The following is a 25,475-nucleotide window of genomic DNA, read 5'->3' as shown; positions in this document are numbered from 1 at the left end:
CGAACCGTGAACGTCTCTCGTCTCGTCGGCGCGGGGTCGCTCAGCCTCACCGGGCTGGCCCTGTTCGCCATCGTCTCGAACAGCGTCGCCTCGGTCGCATCCGACCTCGCGGGGCTCGTCGCCGCGGGCTTCGGCCTCCTCATCGCGGTGCTCTTCGTCGCCGTCGGCCCCGTCGTCTACCGAAGCGACCTCAAAACCGTCCATGTCGCCCGCGTCGCCGGCTGGAACCTCCTCGGCGTCGTCGTCACCGTGTTCGTCCTCGCGCTCATCGGGAGCTACCAGCGGGCCGCGGGCGGGACGGTCAGCGAACCGCTTTTCAGCGCCGCCGTGGTCGTCGGCGTGAGCGCCGTCGCGCACGTCCTCATCGGCCTCAACGACGTGCGCCGGATTCGAACCCGCGAGCTGTCCGAACAGTACAGGCGGTCGGCGGTCATCAACCGACTCGTCCGCCACAACCTCCGGCACACCGCGCAGTTGCTCCTCGGCTGGGGAGACCAACTCGCGACCGACGGCGGCGACGACGAGACCGTCCGCATCGGCGAGCGCCTGAAAGCGACCGGCGACGACCTCGGCACGATGAGCGACCAGGTCAAGACCGTCACCCAACTCGTCGACAGCGAACCCGAGGGCGAGACGGTCGACCTCAGCGCGCTCCTCGAATCGCTCGTCGACGACCGCTCGGCGGCCACCCCGGAGGCGACCATCACCGTCAGCGGCGACGGCCCCGCGACAGTCGTCGGCGGGAAGAAGCTGAAAATCGCCTTCCGCGAGGTCGTCGAGAACGCGCTCGAACACGCCGGCCCGGCTCCGACGGTCGAACTCGCGTACGAGCGCGTCGGAAGCGAGGTCGTCGTGCGCGTGACCGACGACGGACCGGGCATCCCCGACCACCAGCGCGAACTCATCGAGCAGAACGTCGAAGAGAGCGACCTCGCCCACGGCAACGGGCTGGGCCTCTGGCTCTCGAAGTGGATCGTGGAGGCCTACGGCGGCAAACTCCGACTCCCGCCGACCGAAGAGGGCGAGGGTGCGGTCGTCGAGTTCCACCTCGACGCGGCCTGAGTCCACAGCCTCGGAGGCGGGGAGATAGTGATTTTCGCGCGGTTTCGCCGATTGAACCGGGCGCTCGGAGACGTACTCCCAATCAGGAGCGCGTTTCTGGGATAGGAGCCGACCGGTTATACCCACCGAGCGGAATTATCCAATAATGCGCGAGGTCGTGTTTACCATCGAGTACGAGCGAGGGGTCGACCCACTGATGGACGTCTTCATCGAGTCTCCCGATTTGTACGCGCGGTCGATGCAGGTGCAAGCGACCAGCGAGGCGGTATGGGGCATCGAGAAGCTCGTCGGCACACCGTCCGTCCTCGACGAGTACGACGAGCGCCTCGAACGGGTCGCCCAAGAGTCGAGTTTGGTCGGGATGTGCGGCGCACCGGTCACCGAGTACAGGTACGAGATGCTCTCGTCGAACCCGGAATCGCGGAAAATCTACTCGCTCCAGCGGGAAGGTGACGGCCCGCGGTCACTCCCGATCGCCGCCGCGAACCACCTCGGTGAGGGAGTGATAATGCGGTCGGAACGCCACGGCGACCAGTTCCGCTGGCACCTCCTCGTCGACGGCTCGCTCGGAACCTTACACGACGACGTTCGAGCGAATCTCCGCGACGGACTTTCGCTGACGGTCGAACGACTCGGTGAACCCCCCTGTCTGCTCGAAGATGGACGGACACAGCACGACCTTACGACAGCGTAAAAGACAGCACTGGAAGCCGCGCTCACTCGCGGCTACTACGAAGAACCTCGGAAGGCCTCGGTTAGCGAGATCGCCGAGGAGATCGACGTGCCGAGCTCCACGCTCCAGTACCGACTCAACCGAGCCGAGGCGTGGCTTGCCGAACAGTTCGCCGCCGACTCGATGACCGTCGATATCGACACGTCCCTCGACCTCGGGGACGTTGAGTTCATCGAGTAGTTGCCACCACGCCCGAATCGAGGGAGTTGGAATATTTCAGAACAAATCGTAACCGGTCAACTCCCCAAGCGAGGTGCGTATGACAAACGACTCCGAGATTCGCGTACGACTCGTGCGAAACGCGACGGTGCTTGCGACGGTCGATGACACCACGTTCCTCGTTGACCCCATGTTCACGCCGCAGGGCGAGATGCCGACGGTGACGGACAATCCGGCGGTGCCCGAGTTCCTCACGACGGCGAACCAGAAGCGAAATCCGTTGGTGCCGCTCCCGGACGTCGAACTCGACTACGACGCCGTGGTCGTCACGCATCGTCACCCCGACCACTGGGACGAGGCAGCCAGAGAGAAACTCGATGCGGACGTGCCGCTGTTCTGCCAACCCGAGGACGCAGGCGCGTTCAGCGACGAGGGCTTCACCGACGTGCGACCCGTCGAGGACGAGACGTCGTTCGACGGGGTGACGATCCACCGGACGCCGGGACAGCACGGCCACGGCGAACTCGCCGAGGGGATGGGCCCTGTCTCCGGGTTCGCCTTCGAGGGCGAGAAGTCGCTGTACATCGCCGGGGACACCATCTGGTACGACCCAGTAGCGGAAACGCTCGACCGGTTCGAACCTGAGATGGTCGTCCTCAACGGTGGGGAAGCACAGTTCGACCAGGGCGAACCAATCACGATGGGCGTCGAAGACATCGCGGCCGTCCGGGAGGCCACGGATGCGACCGTGGCAGTTGTCCATATGGAAGCCATCAACCACTGTCTGCTCTCCCGTGAGGAACTGCGAGCGGAGACCGAGAACGTCCTCGTCCCCGAAGACGGTGAGCAGGTATCTCTGTAACGGCAGTTCCACGGGGCGACTACGGTACGAACGGTAGGTAGGCACTGTGCGTAGCAACTCTTTCGGTCAGTTCTGACGGGGACGCCGACCCCCACACCACCCTCCGAAACTGCGTGAGTCGTCACGCCCGATTTCGTATCGTCACATGCAATTTATCATGGGCGACATTCGCCGACTCGCGGGCCTTTTACGCCTCGCCGACGGACGGACGTGCATGGTACGGAACGTCGCCGGCGTCATGGCCGAACTCGAGCCCGAGGACTTCTACCTCCTCTCGGGCGTCGAGCAGGGCATGCGCTTCAGCGAGTGGGTCAACCGGGAGAAGCTCCCGAAGAACTCGGGGCTGACCGCCGAAGAGGTCGACTACCGCATCGACCGCTGTATGACCCGCGAGCTCATCGAGCGCAAGACCATCCAGTACGAGGGGTACAAGCTCACGGTCGAGGGGTACGACGCGCTCGCCCTCCGGACGTTCGCCCAACGAGACACCATTCAGGGGTTCGGCGCGCCCCTCGGCGTCGGCAAGGAAAGCGACGTGTTCGAGGTGCAGTCGTTCAAGCCGCTCGCGCTCAAGTTCCACCGCGAGGGGTACACCAACTTCCGCGAGGTGCGCCGCGAGCGCGACTACACCTCCGAGAACCACCACGTCTCGTGGCTCTACACCGCCCGCAAGGCGGCCGAACGCGAGTACGAGGCGCTCGAAACCCTCTTTCCGCAGGTGTCGGTCCCGCGCCCCGTCGACCACAACCGCCACGCGATCATCATGGCGAAACTCGACGGCGTCGAACTCGCCAAGGCGAAGCTCGAATCCGAGCAGGTGACGGGCGTCCTCGACCTGATTCTCTCCGAGATGGCCGAGGCCTACGAGGCCGGCTACGTCCACGCCGACATGTCCGAGTACAACGTCGCGGTCGGCGAGCGCGGCATCACGGTCTTCGACTGGCCGCAGGCCGTCCCGACCGACCACGACAACGCCCGCGAACTCCTCGCGCGCGACGCGAAGAACATCGTCGGCTACTTCCGCCGCAAGTACCCCGCCGAGATGCCCGACGACGTGGATATCGACGCCCTGTCGGCCGCCATCGCCGAAAACGAGTTCGAGAGCGTCACCACCCACGCCTGACGGCCTTTCGCTCGGCGACTCCGCGTGTCACCCGTTGCGAGCGTCAGCTACCGCTCTCGCTCGCCGAGGGGCCACTCGACGAGAGGATAAATCACATACCGCGATATGAAATCCCGAATCCGGCGTCTCAGTCCCGGAAATCGTCCGGGACCGACCCGATGAGCAAGGAGTCTTCGACGAGCGCATCTGTTCCCCGCCTGATTCGCTCGGAGAGCGACTGGTGAGAGACGCCCATCTTGTCGGCCAGTTCGGAGAGCGAGATTCGCCGGGGCACTTCGAAGTAGCCCTCTCGGGCCGCCGTCACGAGCGCCTCGAACTGGCTTTCGGTGAGACCGTACCGTCCGGCCGGTTCGGCGTCCATCTCTCGAATCGACTCGATTTCGAATCGCAGTCCGTGTTCCTCCGCGAAGTCGTGCGTCCGCGCGAAGTCGTCGCGAGCCGGGTAGAGTACGCGGAACTGCCACTCGTCGCCCCAACCGTACGCGTCGAGAATCGTCGCGTGAGAGTTCGTTATCATCTGCAGGAGCAGGTGAACGTGGTCGACCCACGCCATCCGGTAGAGATATTCGTCGTCGAACTCCGAGAGACAGGTAACTTCGTCGACCGACGGGTCTTCTCGCAGGGCGTCGTCGATGTCCGAGCGGTCGGCGTGACGAATCCACACCAAAGGCATCACGGTTTGTTCGCCGCTCTCGATGATACGCTCGCACTCGATTTCGACGCCCGGAAGCGCGGAGAGCGTGTGACCTAACGCTAATTCTTCGGACGGAATCGCGCCCCGTACGATAGTTGCCATGGCGGTGGATAGGCGAGCGTGGTACATTTGTCCGCGGGCGGCCCGGGGCACACGCAGGCCCGCCGGTTACACTGCTTCGGATGCTCGTTCAGAACGTGATTGGACGCCAACTGCTGGATTCGAAGTGGACGAGAACGCTGAGCGTGTTGACCTCGGCCGTCGCGGGGTTCAGGGCGCTGGCGAAGGGCCGAACCAAACAGGGAGTGCTGTTTCTGGCTGCCGGAGCGCTCTCGCTCCGGTGGAGTAGCGCCGGATTCGCGGCGCAACTCGCCGCCGAAGCGTTGAACCGTCGCTAACTCGGGGGTCGGCGTCGGCGAATCAGGCCCCCGCGACGGACCGAACCTTGCCAATGCAGGGGCCGACCTCATTGTGTGCGGGTGGCAATCACGAACGCGATGAGACACACAGTTCACGCCGATGAGACCGGGGACGCTCGCGCTCCGAAGCCGCCGAAACCCGTCGCACACGTGCGGGAGGTGAAACGCGGGGGCACGCGGCCCACCGCCGGACGATGACGCTCTCGGCGCTCGGAGTCGCCGCGCTCACGCCGCTGCAGGGCGGCGGCGGGTTCCTCTACTACGCCGTCGTGTTCCTCGTCTTGGCCCTCGTCGCCGGGCTCGCCGGCTTCCGTGGAATCGCGGGGCTCTCGATGAAAGTCGCGCGCATCCTCGTCGTCATCTTCCTCGTGCTGGCCGTCGTCACGTTCCTCCTATGACATCCTCCCCGGCGCGAACGCCGGGGTTTCCTCTCGCTGGGGGTATCGCTTACCAACCCACGGAGGCAACTTGCGGGTTCGTGCGCTCCTCGTTGGAACAAGAGCGTGGTGACTCTGACCAGCCGTGGTCGTTCCACTTGAGGCACACGGGCCGTGCCATCGGCCGTGCTACGTCGGTCTGCCGTTGACGAGACACACCGTGTCTCGTTCGCCAATCAGAACGTTCTGAGTTCTGATGACGTCTCAGGAACGTTTCGGACGCTGTGAGGTCTGCGTGGCCCTCGAAACCGCACGGGCACGTCAGCGTGTCGCGGTGGCGTGTCGTCCGATCTGTTGAACCGCAGTTCGGACACTCTTGAGAGGTCCATGCTTCCGAACGAACCTCCACCGAGATACCATACTCCTCGGCGGTACAGGCGAGGCGGTTGATGAACGCGCGGAACGCCCAGAAGTTGTGCGTCTTGGCGTTCGTCTCCACCGACCAGTGCGTATCGAGTACGTCCGTCAACGTCCCGACGTACACCGTCGAAACGCCTTCGCCGTGCAACCTTTCGATGAGGTCACGGACAAGTTGCTCCACGCGGCGAAGGATTTGGATACCCCGGACTGAGCATTGTCGGCGGTTGTGTCCCTGTTGTCGGATTCACGCCCGCCGTGAACGGCGGGACTCTCTCCTCGATTCAGGTAGGGGACGCTGAACGCTTTTTCGCGGCGACGCGCCACCGTCAGCCTCGCTCGTCACCCGTCGTCTCGTCACCCGCCGCCTCGTCGCCGGGGTACCAGTCGGCGTCGGCATCGACCCGGTTCGCCAGCACCGCGTTGACGACGACGCCGACGAGCAGGGCCAGCGAGCCGACGTACAGCCACGTCAGGATGAGCAAGACCCCGCCCGCGGCACCGTAGAGTTCGATGCTCTGAGAGACGCCGAAGTAGAGGCGGAGCGCCTGGAGCGACGCCGTCCACCCGAGCGCCGCGAGCGCCGCCCCCGGGACCGGTTCCAGTGGAGAGACGTCGACGCCCGGAAACAGCGCGTACATCGGAACGAAAAGCACGGTGAGCAGCGCCCACAGGAGAACCGGCGCGACGACCGACCACAGCAGTTGTGTCACGCGGAAGGAGACGACGAGACCGGCGGCGGCGATGACGCCGACGCCGACCGCGACCGTCGCCATGACGAGGACGCTGTTGAGGAATCGCCTGAGCGCCGAGACCTCTTTCCGCGTGCCGTACACCTCGCTGAAGACGCTGTCCATCCCGCGAAACAGCCGGAGCGAACTCCAGAGAAAGATACCGAGGGCGAGCGCCGCGGCGCGTACTCGCCCGGCCGAGTTCCCGCTCACCGCTCTGAGCGTCGGTTCGAACTGCGAGAGGTCGACGCCGACGAGCAGTTCGAACGTGGGGAGCAAGGCTTCGACGCGGCCGTACGTCGTGACGAGGACGAAAAGCAGGAGCGTCAGCGGGACGAGCGAGTTGAACGCGTAGTACGCGAGACTCGCGGCCGTCACCGTGACGTTCTTCTCGCGGATGACGGCGAGCGTCCGCGCGGCGAGGCGGCGGGCTCCGTCGCGGTCCATGAGCGTCCAACGCGAGGCCCACGTAATAATTCGGTGGCGGGTCCGCGAACGTACCACGCGGGCGGCGATGCGGGCGGTCTCGAAGGAACAGGAACGGGGTCAGGCAGGCTACTCGGTCGCGGTGAACTCGACCGCGTCGGCCTCGAAGTCCTCGACGAACGCGCCCTGTCCGCCGATGCTGTAGGTCCCCTCGTCCGTCTCGACGACGAAGGCGTTCTCGACCGGGAAGGAGTTGTTCGCGGGTTCGAGGAGCCCCTGCCGGATGTCGACCACGCGGCCGTGGAGTTCGGTCGGGCCGTCGGTGTGGACCATCCGCCCGCTGACGGTCACGTCGAGGTCGATGCCCGCGCGCTCGCAGAGCGCCGCCTGCAGGACGGCGTGGCGGAAGTTGTGGTACGTCGCCGGGAGCGGGTCGGGGTCTGTCGTGTACGCCTCGGCGGCCATCGGCCAGTAGTTCCCGAAGAAGGAGCCGACGATGACCGGGCCGAGGTGCGGTTGGGCGAAGACGATGGCCTGCGACTCGGAGTTCGACCGGGCGACCATCTCGCCGGGGGAGATGAGCCCCGTTCGCGAGTCGACGGTGAGCATCGTGGGCATGAGTTCGTGCCAGACGCGCACCAGCGAGGCCACGCCGTCGAGCGCGAGGTCGTCGTGCGGTTCGACGCCGCTGACGACGAGCGAGACGAGCACGCCGCGCTCGCGGGCCGCCCGAAGCTCGTCTTCGACCTCGTCGAGCACGTCGTAGGGGAGCGACAGCGTGATTTCGGACTCGGCGCGGCCGACGAGTTCGGCGATGCGCTTGAGCACCGTCACGCGGGACTTGATGACCTCGAAGCGCTCTTGGTCGCGGGCGGTGGCCGTGTAGCGTTCCTCCAGCGCGGGGCGCATGGACTCGACGCTCTCGGAGAGCGACTCGATGACCTCCATCGGCGGGAGGGGCCGAATCGTCGTCGGCACGACGTGGTCGTTGACCTCCACGAACCCGCGCGATTCCAGTTCCTTGCTCACGCTGTAGACGTAGCGCTTGGAGACGCCCGCCGCGTCGGCGATCTGGCTCGCCTTCGCCTCCCCGAGTTCGAGCAGCGTCAGGTACGTGTCGACGACCTTCTCTGAGAGCCCGAACTGCTCGAGGAGGTCGGCGAGTTCCCGGTCGTCCATGGTCGGACTGTCATCGACCATGATACTTAATGGCTCGAATCGCCGGCGGCTCGGAGCACGGCCGCGTCGGCGACGGTGACGCGAGCGCGCCCGTCGCCCCCGGCCGCGCCGCCAGCGTCGACTCGCTCGCCCGTCAGGAGGTCGGTCCCCTCGACTTCCGCGCCGAGTTCGACGGTCGTCGGCGCTCCGGCGAAGTTCAGGACGACGACGAGCCGGTCGGTGCCGTCGTCGCGGGCGAACGCGACCACGCGGTCGGACTCGACGCCGCCGTTTCCGGCGGGAGCGACGCTGGCGGGGACGAGTTCGACGTCGCCGACGCGGAGGACTTCGTGGGCGTCGCGGAGACGGGAGAGCCGCCGGTGGAACTCCACGAGGTCGGTGTCGGCGTCGTACCAGCGCATCGTCCCGCGCTGGGCTTCGACGCCGGTCTCTTGGCCGTAGTAAATCATCGGCGCGCCGGGGAGCGTGAACGTCGCGGCCGCGGCCGCCCGGAGCGCGTCCTCACCGACTTCGCTCCGGTAGCGCTCCTCGTCGTGGTTCTCGATGTACCGGAGTTGCACGGCGTCGTCGGGGAAGCCGTGCCAGCGGGCGTCTGCGACCGCGTCGAGGACGGCCGTCGCCGGTTTCTCGCCCGCGCCGACGTCGCGGAGCGACCCGTACAGCGTCGTGTCGTAGTGGGCGTCGAACTCGGTCTCGTGGTACGCGGGGTCCCGCGGGATGGTCTCGTCGAGGAGCAGGAAGTCGGGGTCGTCGGCCTTCACCCGCTCGCGGACCTCCTTCCAGAAGCCGTGGGGGACGCCCCACGCGACGTCGCAGCGGAAGCCGTCGACGACCGCCGCCCACTCGGAGACCACGTCGAGCATCCACGACCGGACCGCGGGCGAGTCGTAGTTGAGGTTCGGGATGCGCGTCCAGTTGAAGTAGTGTTCCGCCGCGCCGGGGCCGCCCCAGTCGACCTCGGAGGGGTCCTCGCGCTCGGGGACGCGGGCGTAGTGGTCCTCGTAGCCGGGGACGCCGGTCGAGTGGAACTGGAAGGCCGGGTGGTCCCGCGACGTGTGGTTGATGACGAGGTCGAAGACGACGCGGATGCCGGCGTCGTGACAGCGGTCGACGAGCGCCTCGAAGTCGCCGCGCGTGCCGAGGTCCGAGGCGGTCTCGAAGTAGTCGGTGACGTGGTAGCCGTGGGTCGTGTGGCTCTCCAGTATCGGCGTGAGCCACAGGCAGTCGACGCCGAGCGATTCGAGGTAGGGAACCCGCCGGGCGAGTTCGTCGAACGTCGGGTCGGGCGTCTCGCCGACGAACGACCGGACGAACACCTCGTAGACGGTCGCGTGATGCGCCCACTCGGGCGCGTCGCCGGGACGCGAGACGGCGAAGCCGGCGAGGCCGGAACCGGTTTCGTCACCCGTACCTCCGGACTCCACGACCAGCGTGTCGAGAACCGAGTGCCGGACGGACGACTCGCCCGACTCGGTCGTCGTCTGGACCGCGACGGCGTGGACGCGGACCGGCTCCGACGAGTCGAACTCGCGGAGCGTTTCGACCGGGACGCGCAGGCTGTCGCCATCGACCTCGCAGTCGCCCGGTTCGAGCGCGTCGCGGCCGTCGAACAGGAACTCGACCGAGAGAGTCGCCTCCTCGGCGTCGGGCGCTGGCTCCGCGTCCGCGACGACGACCAGTTCGTCGCTGTTCTCCTGCCCGACTCGCGCGTCGAGTCGAACCCGCGGGCGGCCCGGTCCGGGAACCTCGACTTCGCCGCGGACCTGCTCCGCGAGGTCGTCGTGCGGGGCGAACCCGAACGGGTGCGTTCCCGGCGGAAGATCCACGTCGAGGGCGTAGTCGTCGCCGACGCGGCGCGGGCGGTCGCGGCCGACGAGGCGATCGTTGAACGGCCCGATGACGGACACCTCGTCGGGCGACGCGGGTTCGAGGTCGGCCGCGGGGACCGCCATCGTCGCCGGGCGGCGGTCGTCGGGGAAGGCGCGAACGGTCTGTTCGTGGCGGCCGTCGGGCGCGTCGAGTTCGAGACGGTACGTGCCGGGAACGTCGGGGGCGAGGTGGGCGACCGGCCCGGAGCCGACCGCGACGGCGCTCTCTTCGGGCGCGTCGAGCACGCGCCAGCGGTACGTTGCGTCTCGTTCCGGGGCTCTCGGGGCGAGTTCGACGGGGCGGCCGACCGTCGTGACTCGCGGCGGACCGGGGTGATGCATACCACCTCTCCGGGGAGGGGGGCCCTTACCGTTTCGAAACGGCATGAAAGTTTGAAGGAACATTACACCAAGATTATTATCTGCGGGGGTCCCACGACTCAGCAATGCAACTACGCGACGCGCTGGCCGACTACAAGCGGCACGCAGACCACCCGACTCGGTTCCCGGGCGAGCGACGGACGACGAGCGGCCTGTTTTCGGGCCTCGGAAGCCGGTTAGTCCACGTCGAGACCGACGGCTCGCTCCGCGACTTCGGCTACCCGCTGTCCGGGCTCTGGGGGGTCGAGCGCTCCCGGTTCGGCGTCCGCCCCGTCGGCGACGAATCCGGCGTCCACTGGTTCGACGAGGGCGCGAGCCAGTCGTACGCGGGCGACGGCGCGCTCGTCGTCACCGAACACGAGACGCCCCACGGCGGCGTGACGCAGTACGACCTCGCGGTCGGCGACGGCCACGTCAGCCGGTTCGAGACCGACGCCGACGTGGAACTCGTCGCCTTCGTCCACTTCCAGCCGGACGGCCGCGACACGCTCGTCGGGCAACTGACCCACGGCGACGCCGTCGAGGCCTACCACGCCGAGGAACACGACTTCCTCGCGTCGTCGCCGGCGTTCGAACACGTCGAGGGTCGCGTGCCCGAGGGCTTCGACGAACTGCTCTCGGAGGGCGAGGTCGAACTGCCGCGCCCCCGCACCGACGACTGCTACGAGGAGGGCCAACTGAGCGGCGCGGTCGTCGGGACCGTCCCGTTCGAGGCGGGCGCGGCCGCCGTCGGCCACCTGCTCACCGACGACACCGAGACGAGCCGGGAGGACGCGCTGGACCGCGTCCGCGACCTCGTCGCCCGCGACCTCGACGACCTCCGCGAGCGCACCGCGGGACAGGTCGAAGGCGCGGTTCCCGACCACCGCGAATCGGCCGCGATGCGCGCTGACATCCGCGTGCTCTCGCTTCTGTCCGGGGCGCTCGGCCTCCGCATCGCCGGTCCCGACTTCGACCCCTACTACGCCTACTCCGGCGGCTACGGCTACACGTGGTTCCGCGACGACGCCGAAATCTCGACGTTCCTCTTCGAGTCCGACGAGCGGCTCGACCTCGGCCTCGACGCGTGGCACGAGCGGAGCGCCCGCGCCTACTGCCGAACCCAGCGCGAGGACGGCTCGTGGCCCCACCGCGTCTGGCCCTTCGACGGCTCGCTCGCGCCCGGCTGGGCGAACGCGCGCCTCGAATCCGGCGACGACGCGGACTATCAGGCCGACCAGACCGGGAGCGTCATCGCCTTCCTCGCGGCCTACCACGACCGCTGTGCCGACGACGACCTCCGCGCCGACATCGAGGAGACGCTGGCGAGCGCGCTCGACAGCCTCGACGACACCCTCGGCGACGACGGCCTCCCCGTCGACTGCCAGAACGCGTGGGAGAACATGACCGGCCGGTTCAGCCACACCGCGGCGACGTTCCTCGAGGCCTACGCCGAACTCGCGCTGTCTGACCTCGACTCGGCGCTGACCGACCGGGCCGCAGAGCGCGCCCGCGAGGTGTACGAGGGCATCGACCACCTCTGGAGCGAGGGCCGCGGCTGTTACGCCCTCCGCGTCGCCGACGGCGAACTCGACGACCGCTACGACTCCGCCGCGCTCGCGCTCGCGTCGGCCCACCGGACCTACGACCGACTCGACGGCGTCGACGACGACCGGCTGGACCGGCTCGTCCGCCACGTCGAGTCCGTCTTCGACGGCCTCTGGCACGACCCCGACGACAGCGACGTGAAGGGACTCGTCCGCTTCGAGGGCGACGACTGGCGGATGCGCGAGCAGTCCTCCGAGAAGATTTGGACCGTCTCGACCGCGTGGGGCGCGAACGCCGGCGTCGAACTCGCCGCCCTGCTGGCCGCCCACGACGACGACCGGGCCGGGGAGTTCGCCGACGAGGGCCGGGCGCTCCTTGACCTCGTCCTCCCCGACGGCCCGCTGTGCACCGACGAGGGCTACCTCGCGGAGCAGTTCTTCGACGACGGCACGCCCGACAGCGCGACGCCGCTCGGCTGGCCGCACGCGCTCCGGCTGGCGACGCTGGCGACGCTCGACGCCGACGACGCCTTCGACGGGGAGTAAGTCGGCGGCGACGCGGCTGTCGAACAGCGAGGGACCGCCGCGAGAAAACAGCGAACTACTTCTTCACGACTGCTGCGTCGGGGCCGCGCGCCGCTTGGACTCGCGGTAGAGGAGCGACTCGCCGGTCCGCGGGTGGAAGACGTGGAGGTCCGACTCGTCGAAGGTGACGCCGACCGTCTCGCCCGTCTCGGGTTCGATGTCCGAGTCGACGCGGGCGATGAAGTCGGGGCCGATGTCGAGGTGGAGGTAGTTGTCCGAGCCGATGGGCTCGACGACGCCGACGGTCGAGTCGACGACGTTCTCGCCGGACGAGGCCGTCACCACGTCCTCCGGGCGGACGCCGACTCGGAGGTCGGTCGCGTCGGTGGCCTCGCGGAGCGTCGCCGAGAACGATTCGGACAGGCGGTAGGAGAACGCCCCGTCGCCGACGAGGACGAGACGGTCGCCCTCGCGTTCGACCGACACGTCGAGGAAGTTCATCGAGGGCGAGCCGACGAAGCCGCCGACGAACTCGTTGGCGGGGTTCTCGTACACGTCCTTCGGGCGGCCGACCTGCTGGAGTTTCCCGTCGTTGAGGATGACGATTTTGTCGCCCATCGTCATCGCCTCCTCCTGGTCGTGGGTGACGTACAGCGAGGTGATTCCGAGCTCGTTCTGGAGGCGCTGAATCTCGGTCCGCATCGTGGTGCGGAGCTTCGCGTCGAGGTTCGAAAGCGGCTCGTCGAAGAGGAACACGTCGGGTTCGCGGACGATGGCGCGGCCGAGCGCGACCCGCTGTTTCTGCCCGCCGGACAGCTCGTCGGGCTTGTCGTCGAGGAGGTTCTCGATGCCCATCATCGCCGCCGTCTCGCGGACGCGCTCGCGGCGCTCGTCCTTCGAGAGGTCGGTGCTCATCCGCAGGCCGAACGCCATGTTCTGCATGACGGTCTTGTGCGGGTACAGCGCGTAGTTCTGGAACACCATCGCCACGTCGCGCTTGCGAGCGTGCTGGTCCGTGACGTCCTCGCCGCCGATTCGAATCGTGCCGCCGGAGGGCGATTCCAGCCCCGCGACCATGCGGAGCGTCGTCGACTTCCCGCAACCCGAGGGGCCGACGACGGTGATGAACTCGCCGTCCTCGACGTCGAGCGAGAGGTCCTCGACGGCGACGACGCGACCCCGGTCGTACTCCTTGCGAAGCGCTTCGAGCGTGAGACGTGCCATTACTCCCTGTCTAGCCCCATCGTCCATAACCGTTTTCCTATTTTCTGAATTTGTGATGCAATAGTTCGTATTATATTTTATCGCTTGTTTTCGGCTTACTGAAAGCCTCTACACCACATATCGCGAATCGAACCCGACCATCGGAGTGGCAATTTTCTCCGCGAATGCGGCCGTCATTCCGAACTATTAAATATATGAACACATAGTTCATCATAGATTCGTTATGCCAATGAACCGCCGCACAATCCTGAAGCAACTGGCAGGCACGACGGCCGTCGGCGCACTCGCAGGGTGCGTGGGCGTGTCGGAGACCGATTCGACGCAGACGCCCGAACAGAGCGGTGCGGAGGGCGACGACGGTGGCGAAGAGACCACCGCGGGAGCGGAGACCGAGTCCGCGGGCCCGAGCGGGACGTTCACGCTCTGGCATCAGCGCGCGGAAGCCGAGAAGAAGGCGCTCGAAGCCAACGCCGAGACGTTCACCTCGGAGACGGACCACACGGCCAAGCCCGCCGAAATCGCCGACCTCCGGAAGAAGACCACCTCCGCCATCCCGGCCGGACAGGGCGCGGGCATGTTCGACTGGGCCCACGACTGGACCGGCGAGTACTACCAGAACGGCTTCCTCTCGGACCAGAGCGACCAGCTGGACGTGGACCTCTCGGTCTACACCCGCCCCGCGCAGGAGGCGGTCCAGTTCGACGGCGCGACCGTCGCGCTCCCCTACGCGGCCGAGACCGTCGGCCTCATCTACAACAAGGAGATGGTGGACGAAGCGCCCGAGACCATCGCCGACATGACGGCCATCATGGAGGAGTACCACGACCCCGAAAACGGGATGTACGGCCTCAGCTACCCGCTGAACGCCTACTTCATGAGCGCGTGGGCTCACGCCTTCGGCGGCTACTACTTCGACGAGTCGAACGTCGAACTCGGCCTGTCGAACGAGGCGACCCTCGACGGGTTCCAGTTCATCCTCGACAACTTCGTCCCGTACCAGCCCAAGGACACGGGCTACGACCCGCAGGCGGCCGTCTTCCTCGAAGGCAACGCGCCCTTCGCCATCAACGGGCCGTGGTTCCTCGGCGACGTTCGCTCCAACGACATCGACGCCGGCATCGCCCGGCTCCCCTCGCCCGAGGGCGACGCCGAGCCCAAGCCGTACACGACGGTCAAGCAGCTCTACTTCACGTCGACGCTGGAGGGCGACGAGGCGACGGCGGCCGCGTCCCGCGCGTTCGCCGAGTGGTACACCACGAACACCGACGTGCTCTCGGCGAACGCCGAGGAGTTCGGCTACATCCCGGTCCACAAGGAACTCGCTTCGAGCAGCGACCTCCCCGAGGCCGTCAAGGGCTTCTCGGAGTCCGTCTCGCTCGGCACGCCCATCCCGACGCACCCGAACATGGGCGACGTGTGGGGGCCGCTCGAAGACGCCTTCAACAGCGTGAAAAACGGCGACGCGGAGCTCGAACCCGCGTTCACGAAGGCCGAAGAAAACATCCGGTCTAACTGGGAGTAAGGACGATGAGCGTCGTCGACAGCGCCGTCGAGCGCGTCGCGGACAGCCCGGTCGTGAGCAAGGACGACCTGCCCTTGCTGTTGGTACTGCCGGGGCTGTTCGTCTTCCTCGCGTTCATGCTCTTTCCCGTCCTGTACCTGGTGTATCTCTCGTTCACCAACGCGGAGCCGGCCACGCTGTTCCAGGGCAAAGAGCAATGGGTCGGCCTCGCCAACTACGCGACGGTCCTCTCGGACGGCCAGTTCTGGAACTCGATGGGCGTGACGTGGCTGTTCGTCGCCACGTCGGTCGCGCTCAAGGTGCTCGTCGGCCTCGGCATCGGGCTCGTGGTGACGGGCAACCGCGTCCGCGGCAAGCGGTTCATGCGGGCGCTCATCATCATCCCGCTGGGCCTGCCGGGAATCTTCACCATCACCATCTGGCGCGGCATCTTCAGCTCCGCCGAGTTCGGCCTCGCCAACCAGTTCCTCCGGATGGCCGGCCTCGACTCCATCGCCTGGCTCTCCGAGCGCTGGATGGCCTTTCTCGCCTACAACGTCACCGAGGCGTGGCTGGCGTACCCGTTCATGGTCATCATCACCGTGAGCGCCCTGCAGGACGTCTCCGAGGAGCTCCACGAGGCGGCGATGATAGACGGCGCGGGATTCTTCGCCCGCTTCCTGCACGTGACGCTTCCCTCTATCAAGCGCCCCGTGCTGTTCGCCTCGATTCTCACGGCCGCGGCGTCGTTCCAGCAGTTCCTCATCCCGTACGTGTTCAATCAGGGCGGGCCGTCGCGGACGAACGAACTGCTCATCGTCTACGGCTACCGCGAGGCGTTCCGCTTCCAGAAGTACGGTGAGGGCGCGGCCATCATGCTGGTCGCCGTGGCCGTCATCGGCGTCTTCATGATGCTGAACGTCAAGAAGGGACAGCTCGCCGAGGGGGTGGACGACGCATGAGCGCCATCTCCGACATCGCGGCCGAGCTCGCCGACGACGCGCGGACCGCCGCGATGGCCCCCGTCGAGTCGGTCAAGGACGCCAAGTACACCCTCGAAGGCATCCGCGAGGGGCGCGTCAGCCCCGCAACGGTGCTGAAGACCGCCGGCATAACCCTCGGTGCCGCGGTCGTCGTCGCGCTCCTGTTGTTCCCGCTGTACTGGGTCGCCGTCGGGGCCTTCTCGGGCACCGGCGCGTCGCTGTACTCGTCGAGCGGGATTCGCCTGTGGCCGGCCGACCCGACCATCGAGCCGTTCCTGTGGGTCATCGGCGACCTCATCGTCCCGAGCTACCGCATCAGCCTCGGCCTCGGCGGCTACGAGGTGTTCCTGCAGACGCCCGAACTGACGTTCCTCGACGTGTCGCAGTACGGGGTCACGGAGACTTCCGAGTTCAAGCGGTTCTTCGCGAACAGCCTCACCGTGGCGATTCCGACGGTGATACTGGCGATGTGTCTCATCGTCCCCAGCGCCTATGCGCTGTCGCGCCGGCAGTTCATCGGGCGCTCGAAGGTGCTGTACGGCTACGTGCTGTTCACGCAAATCGGCGGCGGCCTCGGCGTCGCGCTCCTCATCGCGCTGTACGCCCTGTTCGTCCAGTTCGGCTTCAACGACAGCAAGCTCGCGCTGTCGGCGTACTACGCCGCCACCGCGGTCCCGTTCAACACGTGGCTCCTGAAGACGTACATGGACGGGATTCCCGTCTCCTACGAGGAGGCCGCGATGATGGACGGCGCGCCGTCGTGGAAGATCGTCACCGAAATCATCCTCCCCCTGTCGAAGGCGGGGCTGGCGACGGTGTTCATCTTCACCTTCCTCACCGGGTGGACCGAGTTCGTCGTCGCCCAGACGCTGCTTTCGACGGACAACTACACCCTCCCCGTCGGGCTGTACTCGCTCGTCGGCCGGTACTCCATCCCGTGGGCCCGGTTCTCGGCGTTCGCGCTGACGTTCGCCGCGCCCATCATGCTCATCTACCTGTTCGCACAGCGCTACATCGAAGGTGGCCTGTCGTTCGGCGGGATGGAAGGCTGAGCCGCGTCGGCGGCACCCTCGATACCGTCTTTTTCGACCGTTTCACCGCGCCAGTCGGTGGCACGCGCGTCGCTCGAATCCGAAGTCCTTAACCCTCCCCTGTTGGTAGTTCCGCCAACTCGCTGGCAATGCGGGCACGCCAGAGGGCACCCGTCACGAACGGGACGAAATGTGGTCTCAGGGGAGTTCCCCGACGGACTGAATCGCAAGCGCCCGCGGTGATATACAATGGCACGAAGCTTCTATTCCCACATCAAGGAAGCGTGGAAGACCCCGAAGGAAGGCAAGCTGGCCGAACTCCAGTGGCAGCGAAAACAGGAGTGGCGCAACCAGGGCGCTATCGAGCGCATCGAGCGCCCCACCCGCCTCGACAAGGCCCGTGAGCTCGGCTACAAGGCCAAGCAGGGCATCGTCGTGGTCCGCGTCTCCGTCCGCAAGGGCGGCGCGCGCAAACAGCGCCACAAGGCCGGCCGCCGCACGAAGCGCCAGGGCGTCAACCGCATCGGCCGCCGCAAGTCCATCCCGCGCATCGCGGAGGAGCGCGCCTCTCGCAAGCACCCCAACCTGCGCGTGCTGAACTCCTACGGCGTCGGACAGGACGGCTCCCAGAAGTGGCAGGAAGTCATCCTCGTCGACCCCGAGCACCCGGCCATCCAGAACGACGACGACCTCAACTGGATCTGCGACGACACCCACGAGGGCCGCGCCTTCCGCGGTCTCACCAACGCGGGCAAGAAGAACCGCGGTCTCCAGAACCGCGGCAAGGGCACGGAGCACATCCGTCCGTCCATCCGCGCCGGCAACGGCCGCGGCAAGTAACGCCCCGCGCACCGCGCCAATCTCCTCTCTTTATCGACCGCCGAGCCGCGACTTCGTCGCCGTCGGAATCGACGGCCCGTACGCTTATTCCGGCCGCTCCGGACTACTGACACGACTGCATGGTCAGTATCGAAATCAGCGGACCGCTGCTCCTCGCCGCCGCGGTCCTCGGGGCGGCGTGGATATACCGGGACGCGAAGCGCCGCGCGATGGACACGGCGGACATGTGGGCGGTCGGGTTCTTCGTCGCGTTCGTCCTCCTGCCGGTGCTCGGCGGCCTCGCCGTCTTCGTCTTCTACCTCCGAAACCGGAACCGGCGGCGGGGGTCGCCCGTCGCGGTTCCCGGGGCGTAGGTTCGGGCGTCGCTCTGCGAGTCGAGAAGAGCAGTCGTGAAACCCCGTCGGCGACTCAGAACGGCGACGTGGGTCCGAGGTCCGCCTCGCCCTCGGACCCGTCTTCGACCTCCCACGCGTCGAAGCCGCCGCGGAGGCTGGACACGTCGGCGTCGACGTTGCTGTCCAGCACCGAGGCGACCTGCTTCGAACTCTTGCCGACGTAACACGAGACGACGACCTCGGCGGGCCACTCGCGGTCGAACACCTCGGGGCCGAGCGTCGCCGCCGGGAGGTTCTCCGAATCGGGGATGTGTCCGGACGCGTACGACGAGGGGTCTCGAATGTCGACGACGGCGATGTCTTCGTCGTCGGCCAGTCTCTCGCGTAGTTCGTCGGGCGTCGTCTCGGCGACCATACCCGACGTGACGGGCGGAGCGTCAAAGGCGCGTCGCTTCCGGCGATGTCGTCGTCGGAGACAGCGGTCCGCGACCCGGGCCACGGGAACCGGTCCGCCCGTGCCGCGGCTTTATTCGGGGGCGACGCCAACCTCGGGATATGACGCTCTCACTCGACGCCACCCAGTTGGACCGCTACTCGCGGCACATCATCATGGACGAGGTCGGCCCGGAGGGCCAAGAGCGACTGCTCTCGGCGCGGGTCGTCGTCGTCGGCGCGGGCGGGTTGGGCGCGCCGGCCATCGAGTACCTCGCGGCGGTCGGCGTCGGCGAACTCGTCGTCGTCGACGACGACGTGGTCGAGCGGAGCAACCTCCAGCGGCAGGTCATCCACCGCGACGACGACGTGGGCGTGGCCAAAGCCGAGAGCGCCGCCGCGTTCGTCCGCGGGCTCAACCCCGACGTGTCGGTCGAGCCGGTCGAAGCCCGCGTGGACAAGTCGAACGTCCACGAGATTCTCGCGGGCGCGGACGTGGTGGTCGACGCCTCGGACAACTTCCCGACGCGCTACCTCCTCAACGACGTCTGTCGCTTCGAGGGAATCCCGCTGGTCCACGGCGCGATATACAAGTTCGAGGGGCAGGCGACGACGCTCGTCCCCGAGGGACCGTGCTACCGGTGTCTGTTCGCCGAAGCGCCCGAACCGGGGACCGTCCCCGACTGCGCGACGACCGGCGTCCTCGGCGTCCTCCCCGGGACGGTCGGCTGTATTCAGGCGACGGAAGCGATGAAGCTCCTCCTCGACGAGGGCGAGGTGCTCGACGGCCGGCTCCTGTTTTACGACGCCATGGATATGACGTTCGAGACGGTCCCGTACCGGAAGAACCCGGACTGCCCCGTCTGCGGCGAGGGCGGCGTCGACTCCATCGAGGACATCGACTACGTCGAGAGCTGCGCAATCAGTCTCGACTGAGAAGAGAACTCCAACGCGGCGTCGTCGAACGCCCCGAGTCGGTCGCGCTACCGGTCGAACTGGAACCCGCCGAACTCGTCCGCAGAGCCGCCGTCGGTCGCCGTGCGAACCGAGTCGGCGTCCGCGCCGTCGACCACCTCGTCGAAGTCCATCGCGTCCAGTTCCTCGACCGCCGCCGCGTCGCCGCCGACGAGGGCGTCCACCCGGTCGGCGAGCGCGTCGAGCGCGACCGTCTGGTCGGCCGTCGCGTCGGTGATGTCGGTCGTCGACGCCTCGGCCGCGGTCGCGTGTTCCTGGGCCACCTGAATCGTGGTCGTGACCTCCTCGATGTTGGTCGCCTGCGAGTCGGTCGCGCGGGCGACCTCGGTGACGCCGTTGGCCGCGGAGTCGGCGGCGTCGGCGATTTCCGAGAGCGAGGCGAGCACGTCCTCGATTTCGCCGGAGGCGACCTGAATCTGCTCGTGGGACTGCTCGGAGGCCAGTACCGTCTCGTCGGCCTGTTCCTGAATCTCGGCGATGCTGTCGGCGATTTCCTCGGTGTGCTCGTGGGTCTGGTTCGCGAGCTGTTTGACCTCGTCGGCGACGACCGAGAAGCCCTCGCCGGCCTCGCCGGCGCGGGCGGCCTCGATGTTCGCGTTGAGCGCGAGCAGGTTCGTCCGGTCTGCGACCTCCGCGATGACCTCGACGACCTCCTCGATGACGACCATGCGCTGTTGGAGTTCGGTCACGCTGTCGAGCAGTTCGTCGGAGATGTCGATGACCTGGTCGGTCGCGGACCGGATGCTCTGGCCGGCCTCCTGCCCGTTTTCGGCGGCCGCGCGGGCCTGATTCGCCGCCGAGGCGACCTCGTCGGAGGTGGCCGCTATCTCCTCCATGCTGGCCGAGAGGTCCTGCATCTCCTCTGCGCCCGTCGAGAGGAGGTCCGCCTGCTCCGTGACCTGCGACTCGATGTCGGTCGCGGCGGTCGCGGCCCGCTGAATCGCGCCGCCGAGGTCGGCCGTCGTGGCGTCGACCTCGCTGGCGAGGCGGTCGAACCGGGTCGCCATCTCGTTGAGGTCCGAGACGACCGCCAGCGTCTCGTCGTTGAGGACGCCGCGGTCGTCCGTGAACGACGCGCGGGCCGAGAGGTCGCCGGCCGTGAGGCTCCCGATGGTGGTCGAGACCTCGTCGACGAGCGCCTCCGACGCCCGCTGTTTCTCCACGGCGTCGGTCCGGTCGTGGACCGCCTCGACGACGCCGACCAGTTCGTCGCCCTCGAACAGCGGTTGGGCGGTGAAAGCGATGTGCCGGTCCGCGCCGTGTCGGTCGGTCATGGTACTGGTGTCGCGGTAGAGCCGGCTCCCCTCGTCGACCACGTCGAGCCCGTGGACCTCGTCGGCGGTCCGCGGGTCGTCGAGCACCTTGTCGGCGAGCGTCTTCGCCCGCCGGCCGTCAGGGTAGAACAGTTCGCTCACGTGTTCCGACCCGAGCGCCTCCGCCGCGGGAACGCCCGTGAGTTTCGTAATCGGGCCGTTCCACGTGATGACCCGGCCGTCGGCGTCGAGGACGAACACCGGCATTCCCACGCCGTCGAGCAGGCTACCGGTGTCCAGTCGCTCCGCCGCCAGCGCGACCGTCCCTCGTTCGTCAGCCTGTGCGCCACCGTCGGTCCGCGTCCGAGCCCCGACCCCCGGGACCAGCGCCGCGAGTCGCGAAAGCAGGTCCATACGTCCACCTCACGCGGATTGCCGGTATAACGCTACGCTCCGAGATATCATATTTGATATTGTGTGGTATAAAAGTGATATTTTCTGGCGAACGGAGACGGAGAACGAACGGTCGAGAAACGCGGTCGTCGGGCGGGAGAGCCGAATGGGGACCGGGGAAGGCCGAGTGAGGGACCGGAGAGGGCCGGGTGAAGGACCGGAGGGCCGAATGGGGGACGAGTCGTTCGGAGGGTCGCAGGGTGCCCTGCGACGGGTGCGGCGTCAGTCGAGTCTGTCGGAACGGCCGTCGTCGGTGCGGTCGGAACGGCCGTCCGCGTCGAGACCGCCGTCGGTCGCCGGGGCGTCGAGTTCGGCGGTCGACGCGGCGTCTGCGTCGGCGAACGCGCCGTCGCGGTCGGCGGCGTCGTGGTCGACGGTGAACTCGGAGACGAGCGACATCAGCCGCTCGGACTGGGTAGCGAGACGGTCCGCGCCGTCGGAGACCTCGCTGAGCGAGGCGGTCTGTTCTTCGGCCGCGGCCGCGACCGACTCGGCGCGCTCGGCGGTCTCGTCGCTGATATCGGAGACGCGGTCCATCATCGACGCGACCTCCTCGGTCGAGGCGGCCTGTTCGTCCGTGGTCCGGCTGATTTCGTCGACGCCGTCGGTCGTCTCGCGGACGTTCTCGACGATGGTGTCGAGCGAGTCGCGGGCGGTCTGGACCGCGTCGACGCCGGAGTCGACGGCGTCGCGCGTCTCGCGCATCTCGGAGACGGACGCCGCGGACTTCGCTTGGACCTCCTCGATAGTCGCCTCGATTTCCTCGGCGGAGGCCTTGGTCTCGCCGGCGAGTTCCTTGACCTCGTTTGCGACGACCGAGAAGCCCTCGCCGGCCTCGCCGGCGCGGGCGGCCTCGATGTTCGCGTTGAGCGCGAGGATGTTCGTCTGCTCCGCGATGTCGGTGATGAGTTCGACGATGTCGCCGATTTCGGCCATGTCGCCTTCGAGGTCCTCGATGCGGTCGACCGTCCGGCGGGTCTGCGTCTCGACGGTCTCGATGGTGTCGATGGCGTTGGCGGCCGCCTCGTGGCCGTCCTCGCTCGCTTCGAGGGTGTGCTGGGCGGTCCGTTCGAGCTCGCTCGCCGAGGAGGCGACCTCCTCGATGGTCGCAGAGAGGTTGCTCGTCTCGCTCGTCGTCTGCCGGAGGTTCTCGCGCTGTTCGTGCGCGCCCTCGGCCATGACCTGCGTGGACTCGCTGACCTGTCGGCTCGCGCGCTCTATCTCCTGGGAGCTCGCGGTGACCTCCTGGCTGGCCGCGGCGACGGTCTCGGCGAACTCGACGACCTCCGCGACGGTCGCTTCGAGTTCGTCGGCCATGTCGTTGAACGACCGCGCCATCTCGTTCATCGCGTCGTTGTCGGCGTCCTCCGACATCCGGCGCGTGAGGTCGCCGTCGGCGGCGTCCGCCATCGTCTCACTGAACTCGGCGGCCGTCGCTTCGAGTTCGGTGATGAGGGCTTCGAGTTCCGTGTGCGTCTGGCCCATCGACTCGCCGAACGACCCCGGGATGTCCTCGTCGAGGACGGGGTCGTCGAAGCGCTTGTCCGCGAGCGCCTCGGCCTGCCCGGCGACGGTCGTCAGGTACGACTGCATCGACTCGAAGGAGTCGTACAGCCGGCCCATCTCGTCGATGCGGGCGGTGTTCGGGAGGTCGCCGTCGACCTCGCCGTTGGCGATGTCGTCGGCGTTGCGGGCGACGACCGAGAGGGACCGCGCGGTGCCGCGGCCCATGGTCGCGCCGACGAGGAACAGCGCGCCGACGCCGAACGCGACGAGGAGCATCACGTTCGTCGTCACCTGCGACTGGAGCGCGAACGCCCGGTCGGCCGGGACGTGGTAGGTGAGCACCCAATCGGTGCCGGTGATGGGCGCGTACGCCATCGCGTACTCGCCGGACGCCATGCCCGTGCGGGCGGAGACGACCTCGTAGCCGGTCTGTCCGGACAGCGCCGCGTCGATGGCCTCGATGGACGAGCCGTCGGCGGCCGCGTACTGGTCGAGGATGGACGCCTTCCGGTTGTCGAAGAGGATGGTTCCCGACTCGGAGACGACCTTGGTGTCGCCGGTCGCGTAGGGCGATTCGAACTGGTGGGAGCCCGCTGCGAGCGACGCCGTCAGGACGATTGCGCCGTTGGCTCCGGAGACGGGCGCGGCGAACGCGACGACCGGCTCGCCGCCGGACTCGTACGGCTCGGTGACGGTCACGGACTGGCCCGACGCCAGCGACGCGGCGTCGTCGGCCCACGGCGCGGACAGCGAGTCGAGCGACTGCCCGGTCGCGCTGTCGGTCGTGCTCGCGACGACCGCGCCGGTGTCGGCGTCGACGTAGTGGAGCGAGCGGACGTCGCCGGAGAGTTGGATGAGCTTCCCTTCGAGCCACCGCTGGTGGTCGGCGGGCGGAGTCCCGGCCGGTTGGTCCGCGAGCGACTCGGCGAGGAACGAGACGGTGGACTCCTTCGAGGTCACCCAGTCGGCGACCGACTTGGCCTCCGTCGCCGCCGCGCCGCGAATCTGCGACTCGGTCTGCGACTCGACGACGGATTTGGTGTCGAAGTGGATGTACGCGCCCGCGCCGCCCATGACGAGCGCGATGAGGAGGAGCACGACCCCGAACTTCGCCGCGTAGCGGCGGCGAATCACGTTCGGAAGCGCCCGTTCGAGGAGGCTCGTCAGCCGCGAAAACGGGTTCATTGGTCACCTCCGGACTCGAAGAACTGGCGCTGGAGGAGTTCGACCTGCTCGACCGAGCCGTTGTGGACCCGCTCGACGAGGTACGAACTCAGCGGTTCGAGCGCCTCGGTGAGGTCGACCCCGCTCGACGCGCCCTGGTAGTTCAGTTCGCGGCCGGCGTCGACGAGCGTTCGAACCCGGTCGAACTCGCCGACAGAGACGGTGTGTCCGGTTCCGCCCGAGACGGTCTGCAGGGCGTCTGCGATGGCCGGACCCGACGCCTCGCCCGCGTACTCCGCCGCGGTCGCCATGAGGAACAGGGCGTCGTAGGCGTTCGCCGCGTAGGGTTGCAGCGGCGCGATGTCGGAGAGCCGCTGGGAGAGGTGGAAGTAACCGTCAGTCCGAACCGACGACAGCGAGGCGCTGTAGAAGCCCTCGTAGTAGGGCGGAATCTCGCCGTCGAACAGGCCGGCCGAGAAGACCCACGGGGCCTCGTAGTCGGACGCGCCGTAGGCGTCGAGGACGCCCCCCTCCTGTCCGGGGACGCTGACGAAGCCGACCGCGTCGGGCGAGTCGGCGAACACCTCGTCGACGACGCCGCCGAAGTCGTCCGCGGCCGGGTCGTAGCTGACCTCGGTGACGACCTCCGCGTCGAGTTGGTCGCCGAGTGCGGTGCCGAGGTCGGAGCCGAAGGCCCCGTCGACGGTGAGCACGGCGACCCGGTCGGCGTCGGCGTACTGCGGCGCGTCGAGAATCTTCGCCATCGCGGTCGCCTGCAGGCTGTCGCTCGGGACGGTGCGGCCGAAGAACTTCCGACCGTCGGCGCGCCCGGCCTCCGAGAGCCGCGGGTTCGTGCTCGCCGGACTCATCTCCATGACGGCGTCGTCGGCCGCCTCGGGGGCGAGCGCGAGCGACACGTCGCTGACGAGGCCGCCGACGAAGCCGACGACGCCCGCGTCGGCCAGCGAGGCGTAGCCGTCCGTCGCGACCGACGCGGACCCCTCCGTGTCCACGGTGGTCAGTTCGACCGGCCGCCCGAGCACGCCGCCCGCGCGGTTGATGTCTTCGACCGCCTGCTCGGCGGCGCGTTTGCCGTGCACTCCCACCTGCTCCAGCGACCCGCTGACGGGCAACATCGCCCCGAATCGAACGGGCTCCCCGGACTCCGTTCCGAACGTCCCCACGCACCCGGACAGCGAGCCGAGCCCCACCGCGCCGGCGGCGGTGCGGAGAAACGTTCGTCTGTCGTACCTTGCTGTCACAGATTTCCCGAGACAACTCCCGTATATAATTTTG

Annotated in this window: 21 protein-coding genes and 2 pseudogenes; 13 read left to right on the top strand and 10 right to left on the bottom strand. The window is 67.7% G+C overall.

The features are described 5' to 3' along the window. Positions 1–6: 6 nt before the first annotated feature. The 4 genes and pseudogenes from C5C07_RS03090 to C5C07_RS03075 all read left to right on the top strand — a co-directional run bounded on the left by C5C07_RS03090 (position 7) and on the right by C5C07_RS03075 (position 3,939). Positions 7–1,062 carry a sensor histidine kinase KdpD gene (locus C5C07_RS03090; protein ID WP_115804526.1) on the top strand — a complete coding sequence of 352 codons (1,056 nt, stop codon included), beginning with the start codon at positions 7–9 and terminating at the stop codon, positions 1,060–1,062. 145 nt (positions 1,063–1,207) lie between these two features. Then, positions 1,208–1,975 (top strand): annotated as a pseudogene (locus tag C5C07_RS03085) (helix-turn-helix domain-containing protein). A 79-nt stretch (positions 1,976–2,054) separates the two neighbouring features. Beyond that, a complete protein-coding gene (locus tag C5C07_RS03080) occupies positions 2,055–2,816 on the top strand; it encodes an MBL fold metallo-hydrolase (protein ID WP_004973217.1) in 762 nt (253 codons plus the stop codon). Positions 2,817–3,030: 214 nt separating this feature from the next. Further along, a complete protein-coding gene (locus tag C5C07_RS03075; RefSeq protein ID WP_004973221.1) occupies positions 3,031–3,939 on the top strand; it encodes a serine/threonine-protein kinase RIO2 in 909 nt (302 codons plus the stop codon). A 127-nt stretch (positions 3,940–4,066) separates the two neighbouring features. Here the strand turns inward: C5C07_RS03075 and C5C07_RS03070 are convergent, their stop codons facing one another. Continuing rightward, positions 4,067–4,735, bottom strand: coding sequence for a helix-turn-helix domain-containing protein (locus tag C5C07_RS03070; protein ID WP_115804525.1), 669 nt, complete (start codon positions 4,733–4,735; stop codon positions 4,067–4,069). A gap of 95 nt (positions 4,736–4,830) precedes the next feature. On the opposite strand from C5C07_RS03070, the gene C5C07_RS03065 reads away from it, so the two are divergent. Together C5C07_RS03065 and C5C07_RS03060 are read left to right on the top strand one after the other, a co-directional pair. Further along, entirely contained in the window at positions 4,831–5,031 is a 201-nt protein-coding gene (locus C5C07_RS03065; RefSeq protein WP_147299476.1) for a hypothetical protein, read from the top strand. Positions 5,032–5,246: 215 nt separating this feature from the next. After that, positions 5,247–5,450: a DUF1328 domain-containing protein gene (locus C5C07_RS03060; protein WP_004973225.1), complete on the top strand. Its 204-nt coding sequence runs from the start codon at positions 5,247–5,249 to the stop codon at positions 5,448–5,450. A gap of 49 nt (positions 5,451–5,499) precedes the next feature. Here C5C07_RS03060 and C5C07_RS03055 read toward each other — a convergent pair. The 4 genes and pseudogenes from C5C07_RS03055 to C5C07_RS03040 all read right to left on the bottom strand — a co-directional run. Then, positions 5,500–6,027, bottom strand: a pseudogene (locus tag C5C07_RS03055) (zinc ribbon domain-containing protein); the annotation flags it as partial. Positions 6,028–6,175: 148 nt separating this feature from the next. Next, on the bottom strand, positions 6,176–7,024 hold the full coding sequence (locus C5C07_RS03050) for a YihY/virulence factor BrkB family protein (RefSeq protein WP_050458649.1): 849 nt from the start codon (positions 7,022–7,024) through the stop codon (positions 6,176–6,178). A gap of 108 nt (positions 7,025–7,132) precedes the next feature. Beyond that, on the bottom strand, positions 7,133–8,203 hold the full coding sequence (locus C5C07_RS03045) for a TrmB family transcriptional regulator sugar-binding domain-containing protein (protein WP_004973235.1): 1,071 nt from the start codon (positions 8,201–8,203) through the stop codon (positions 7,133–7,135). Positions 8,204–8,208: 5 nt separating this feature from the next. Next, entirely contained in the window at positions 8,209–10,392 is a 2,184-nt protein-coding gene (locus tag C5C07_RS03040) for an alpha-amylase family glycosyl hydrolase (RefSeq protein WP_115804524.1), read from the bottom strand. Between the two features lie 104 nt (positions 10,393–10,496). Between C5C07_RS03040 and C5C07_RS03035 the strand changes: the two genes are divergently transcribed. Then, positions 10,497–12,503: a glucan 1,4-alpha-glucosidase gene (locus C5C07_RS03035; RefSeq protein WP_115804523.1), complete on the top strand. Its 2,007-nt coding sequence runs from the start codon at positions 10,497–10,499 to the stop codon at positions 12,501–12,503. Positions 12,504–12,566: 63 nt separating this feature from the next. Here the strand turns inward: C5C07_RS03035 and C5C07_RS03030 are convergent, their stop codons facing one another. Continuing rightward, positions 12,567–13,706, bottom strand: a complete 1,140-nt coding sequence (locus C5C07_RS03030; protein WP_115804522.1) for an ABC transporter ATP-binding protein — start codon at positions 13,704–13,706, stop codon at positions 12,567–12,569. A 229-nt stretch (positions 13,707–13,935) separates the two neighbouring features. On the opposite strand from C5C07_RS03030, the gene C5C07_RS03025 reads away from it, so the two are divergent. From C5C07_RS03025 to C5C07_RS03005, 5 genes are all read left to right on the top strand, one after another. Beyond that, positions 13,936–15,228: a substrate-binding domain-containing protein gene (locus C5C07_RS03025; RefSeq protein WP_004973243.1), complete on the top strand. Its 1,293-nt coding sequence runs from the start codon at positions 13,936–13,938 to the stop codon at positions 15,226–15,228. Positions 15,229–15,233: 5 nt separating this feature from the next. Beyond that, entirely contained in the window at positions 15,234–16,169 is a 936-nt protein-coding gene (locus C5C07_RS03020; RefSeq protein WP_004973245.1) for a carbohydrate ABC transporter permease, read from the top strand. Next, positions 16,166–17,242: a sugar ABC transporter permease gene (locus tag C5C07_RS03015; protein WP_050458644.1), complete on the top strand. Its 1,077-nt coding sequence runs from the start codon at positions 16,166–16,168 to the stop codon at positions 17,240–17,242. The genes C5C07_RS03020 and C5C07_RS03015 overlap by 4 nt, the downstream gene beginning before the upstream one ends. Before the next feature lie 228 nt (positions 17,243–17,470). Further along, a complete protein-coding gene (locus tag C5C07_RS03010) occupies positions 17,471–18,061 on the top strand; it encodes a 50S ribosomal protein L15e (RefSeq protein WP_050458643.1) in 591 nt (196 codons plus the stop codon). A 119-nt stretch (positions 18,062–18,180) separates the two neighbouring features. Further along, positions 18,181–18,414, top strand: a complete 234-nt coding sequence (locus C5C07_RS03005; RefSeq protein WP_050458642.1) for a hypothetical protein — start codon at positions 18,181–18,183, stop codon at positions 18,412–18,414. Between the two features lie 55 nt (positions 18,415–18,469). On the opposite strand, the gene C5C07_RS03000 is transcribed toward C5C07_RS03005, so the two are convergent. After that, a complete protein-coding gene (locus tag C5C07_RS03000; RefSeq protein ID WP_115804521.1) occupies positions 18,470–18,811 on the bottom strand; it encodes a rhodanese-like domain-containing protein in 342 nt (113 codons plus the stop codon). Positions 18,812–18,951: 140 nt separating this feature from the next. On the opposite strand from C5C07_RS03000, the gene C5C07_RS02995 reads away from it, so the two are divergent. Next, positions 18,952–19,764: a molybdopterin-synthase adenylyltransferase MoeB gene (locus tag C5C07_RS02995; RefSeq protein ID WP_004973264.1), complete on the top strand. Its 813-nt coding sequence runs from the start codon at positions 18,952–18,954 to the stop codon at positions 19,762–19,764. A 47-nt stretch (positions 19,765–19,811) separates the two neighbouring features. Here the strand turns inward: C5C07_RS02995 and C5C07_RS02990 are convergent, their stop codons facing one another. The 3 genes from C5C07_RS02990 to C5C07_RS02980 form a co-directional block, all read right to left on the bottom strand. Next, positions 19,812–21,470 (bottom strand): methyl-accepting chemotaxis protein, encoded by a 1,659-nt coding sequence (locus tag C5C07_RS02990; RefSeq protein ID WP_115804520.1) that lies wholly within the window; start codon positions 21,468–21,470, stop codon positions 19,812–19,814. Positions 21,471–21,731: 261 nt separating this feature from the next. Next, complete coding sequence (locus tag C5C07_RS02985) at positions 21,732–24,200, bottom strand: methyl-accepting chemotaxis protein (RefSeq protein WP_004973268.1); 2,469 nt, start codon at positions 24,198–24,200, stop codon at positions 21,732–21,734. After that, entirely contained in the window at positions 24,197–25,375 is a 1,179-nt protein-coding gene (locus C5C07_RS02980) for an ABC transporter substrate-binding protein (protein ID WP_394325149.1), read from the bottom strand. Before C5C07_RS02980 ends, C5C07_RS02985 begins: the two co-directional genes overlap by 4 nt. Positions 25,376–25,475 lie beyond the last annotated feature (100 nt).

Source organism: Haloferax sp. Atlit-4N (assembly GCF_003383025.1).
GTDB lineage: Archaea > Halobacteriota > Halobacteria > Halobacteriales > Haloferacaceae > Haloferax > Haloferax gibbonsii.
This window is presented reverse-complemented; position numbering and strand designations above follow the sequence as displayed.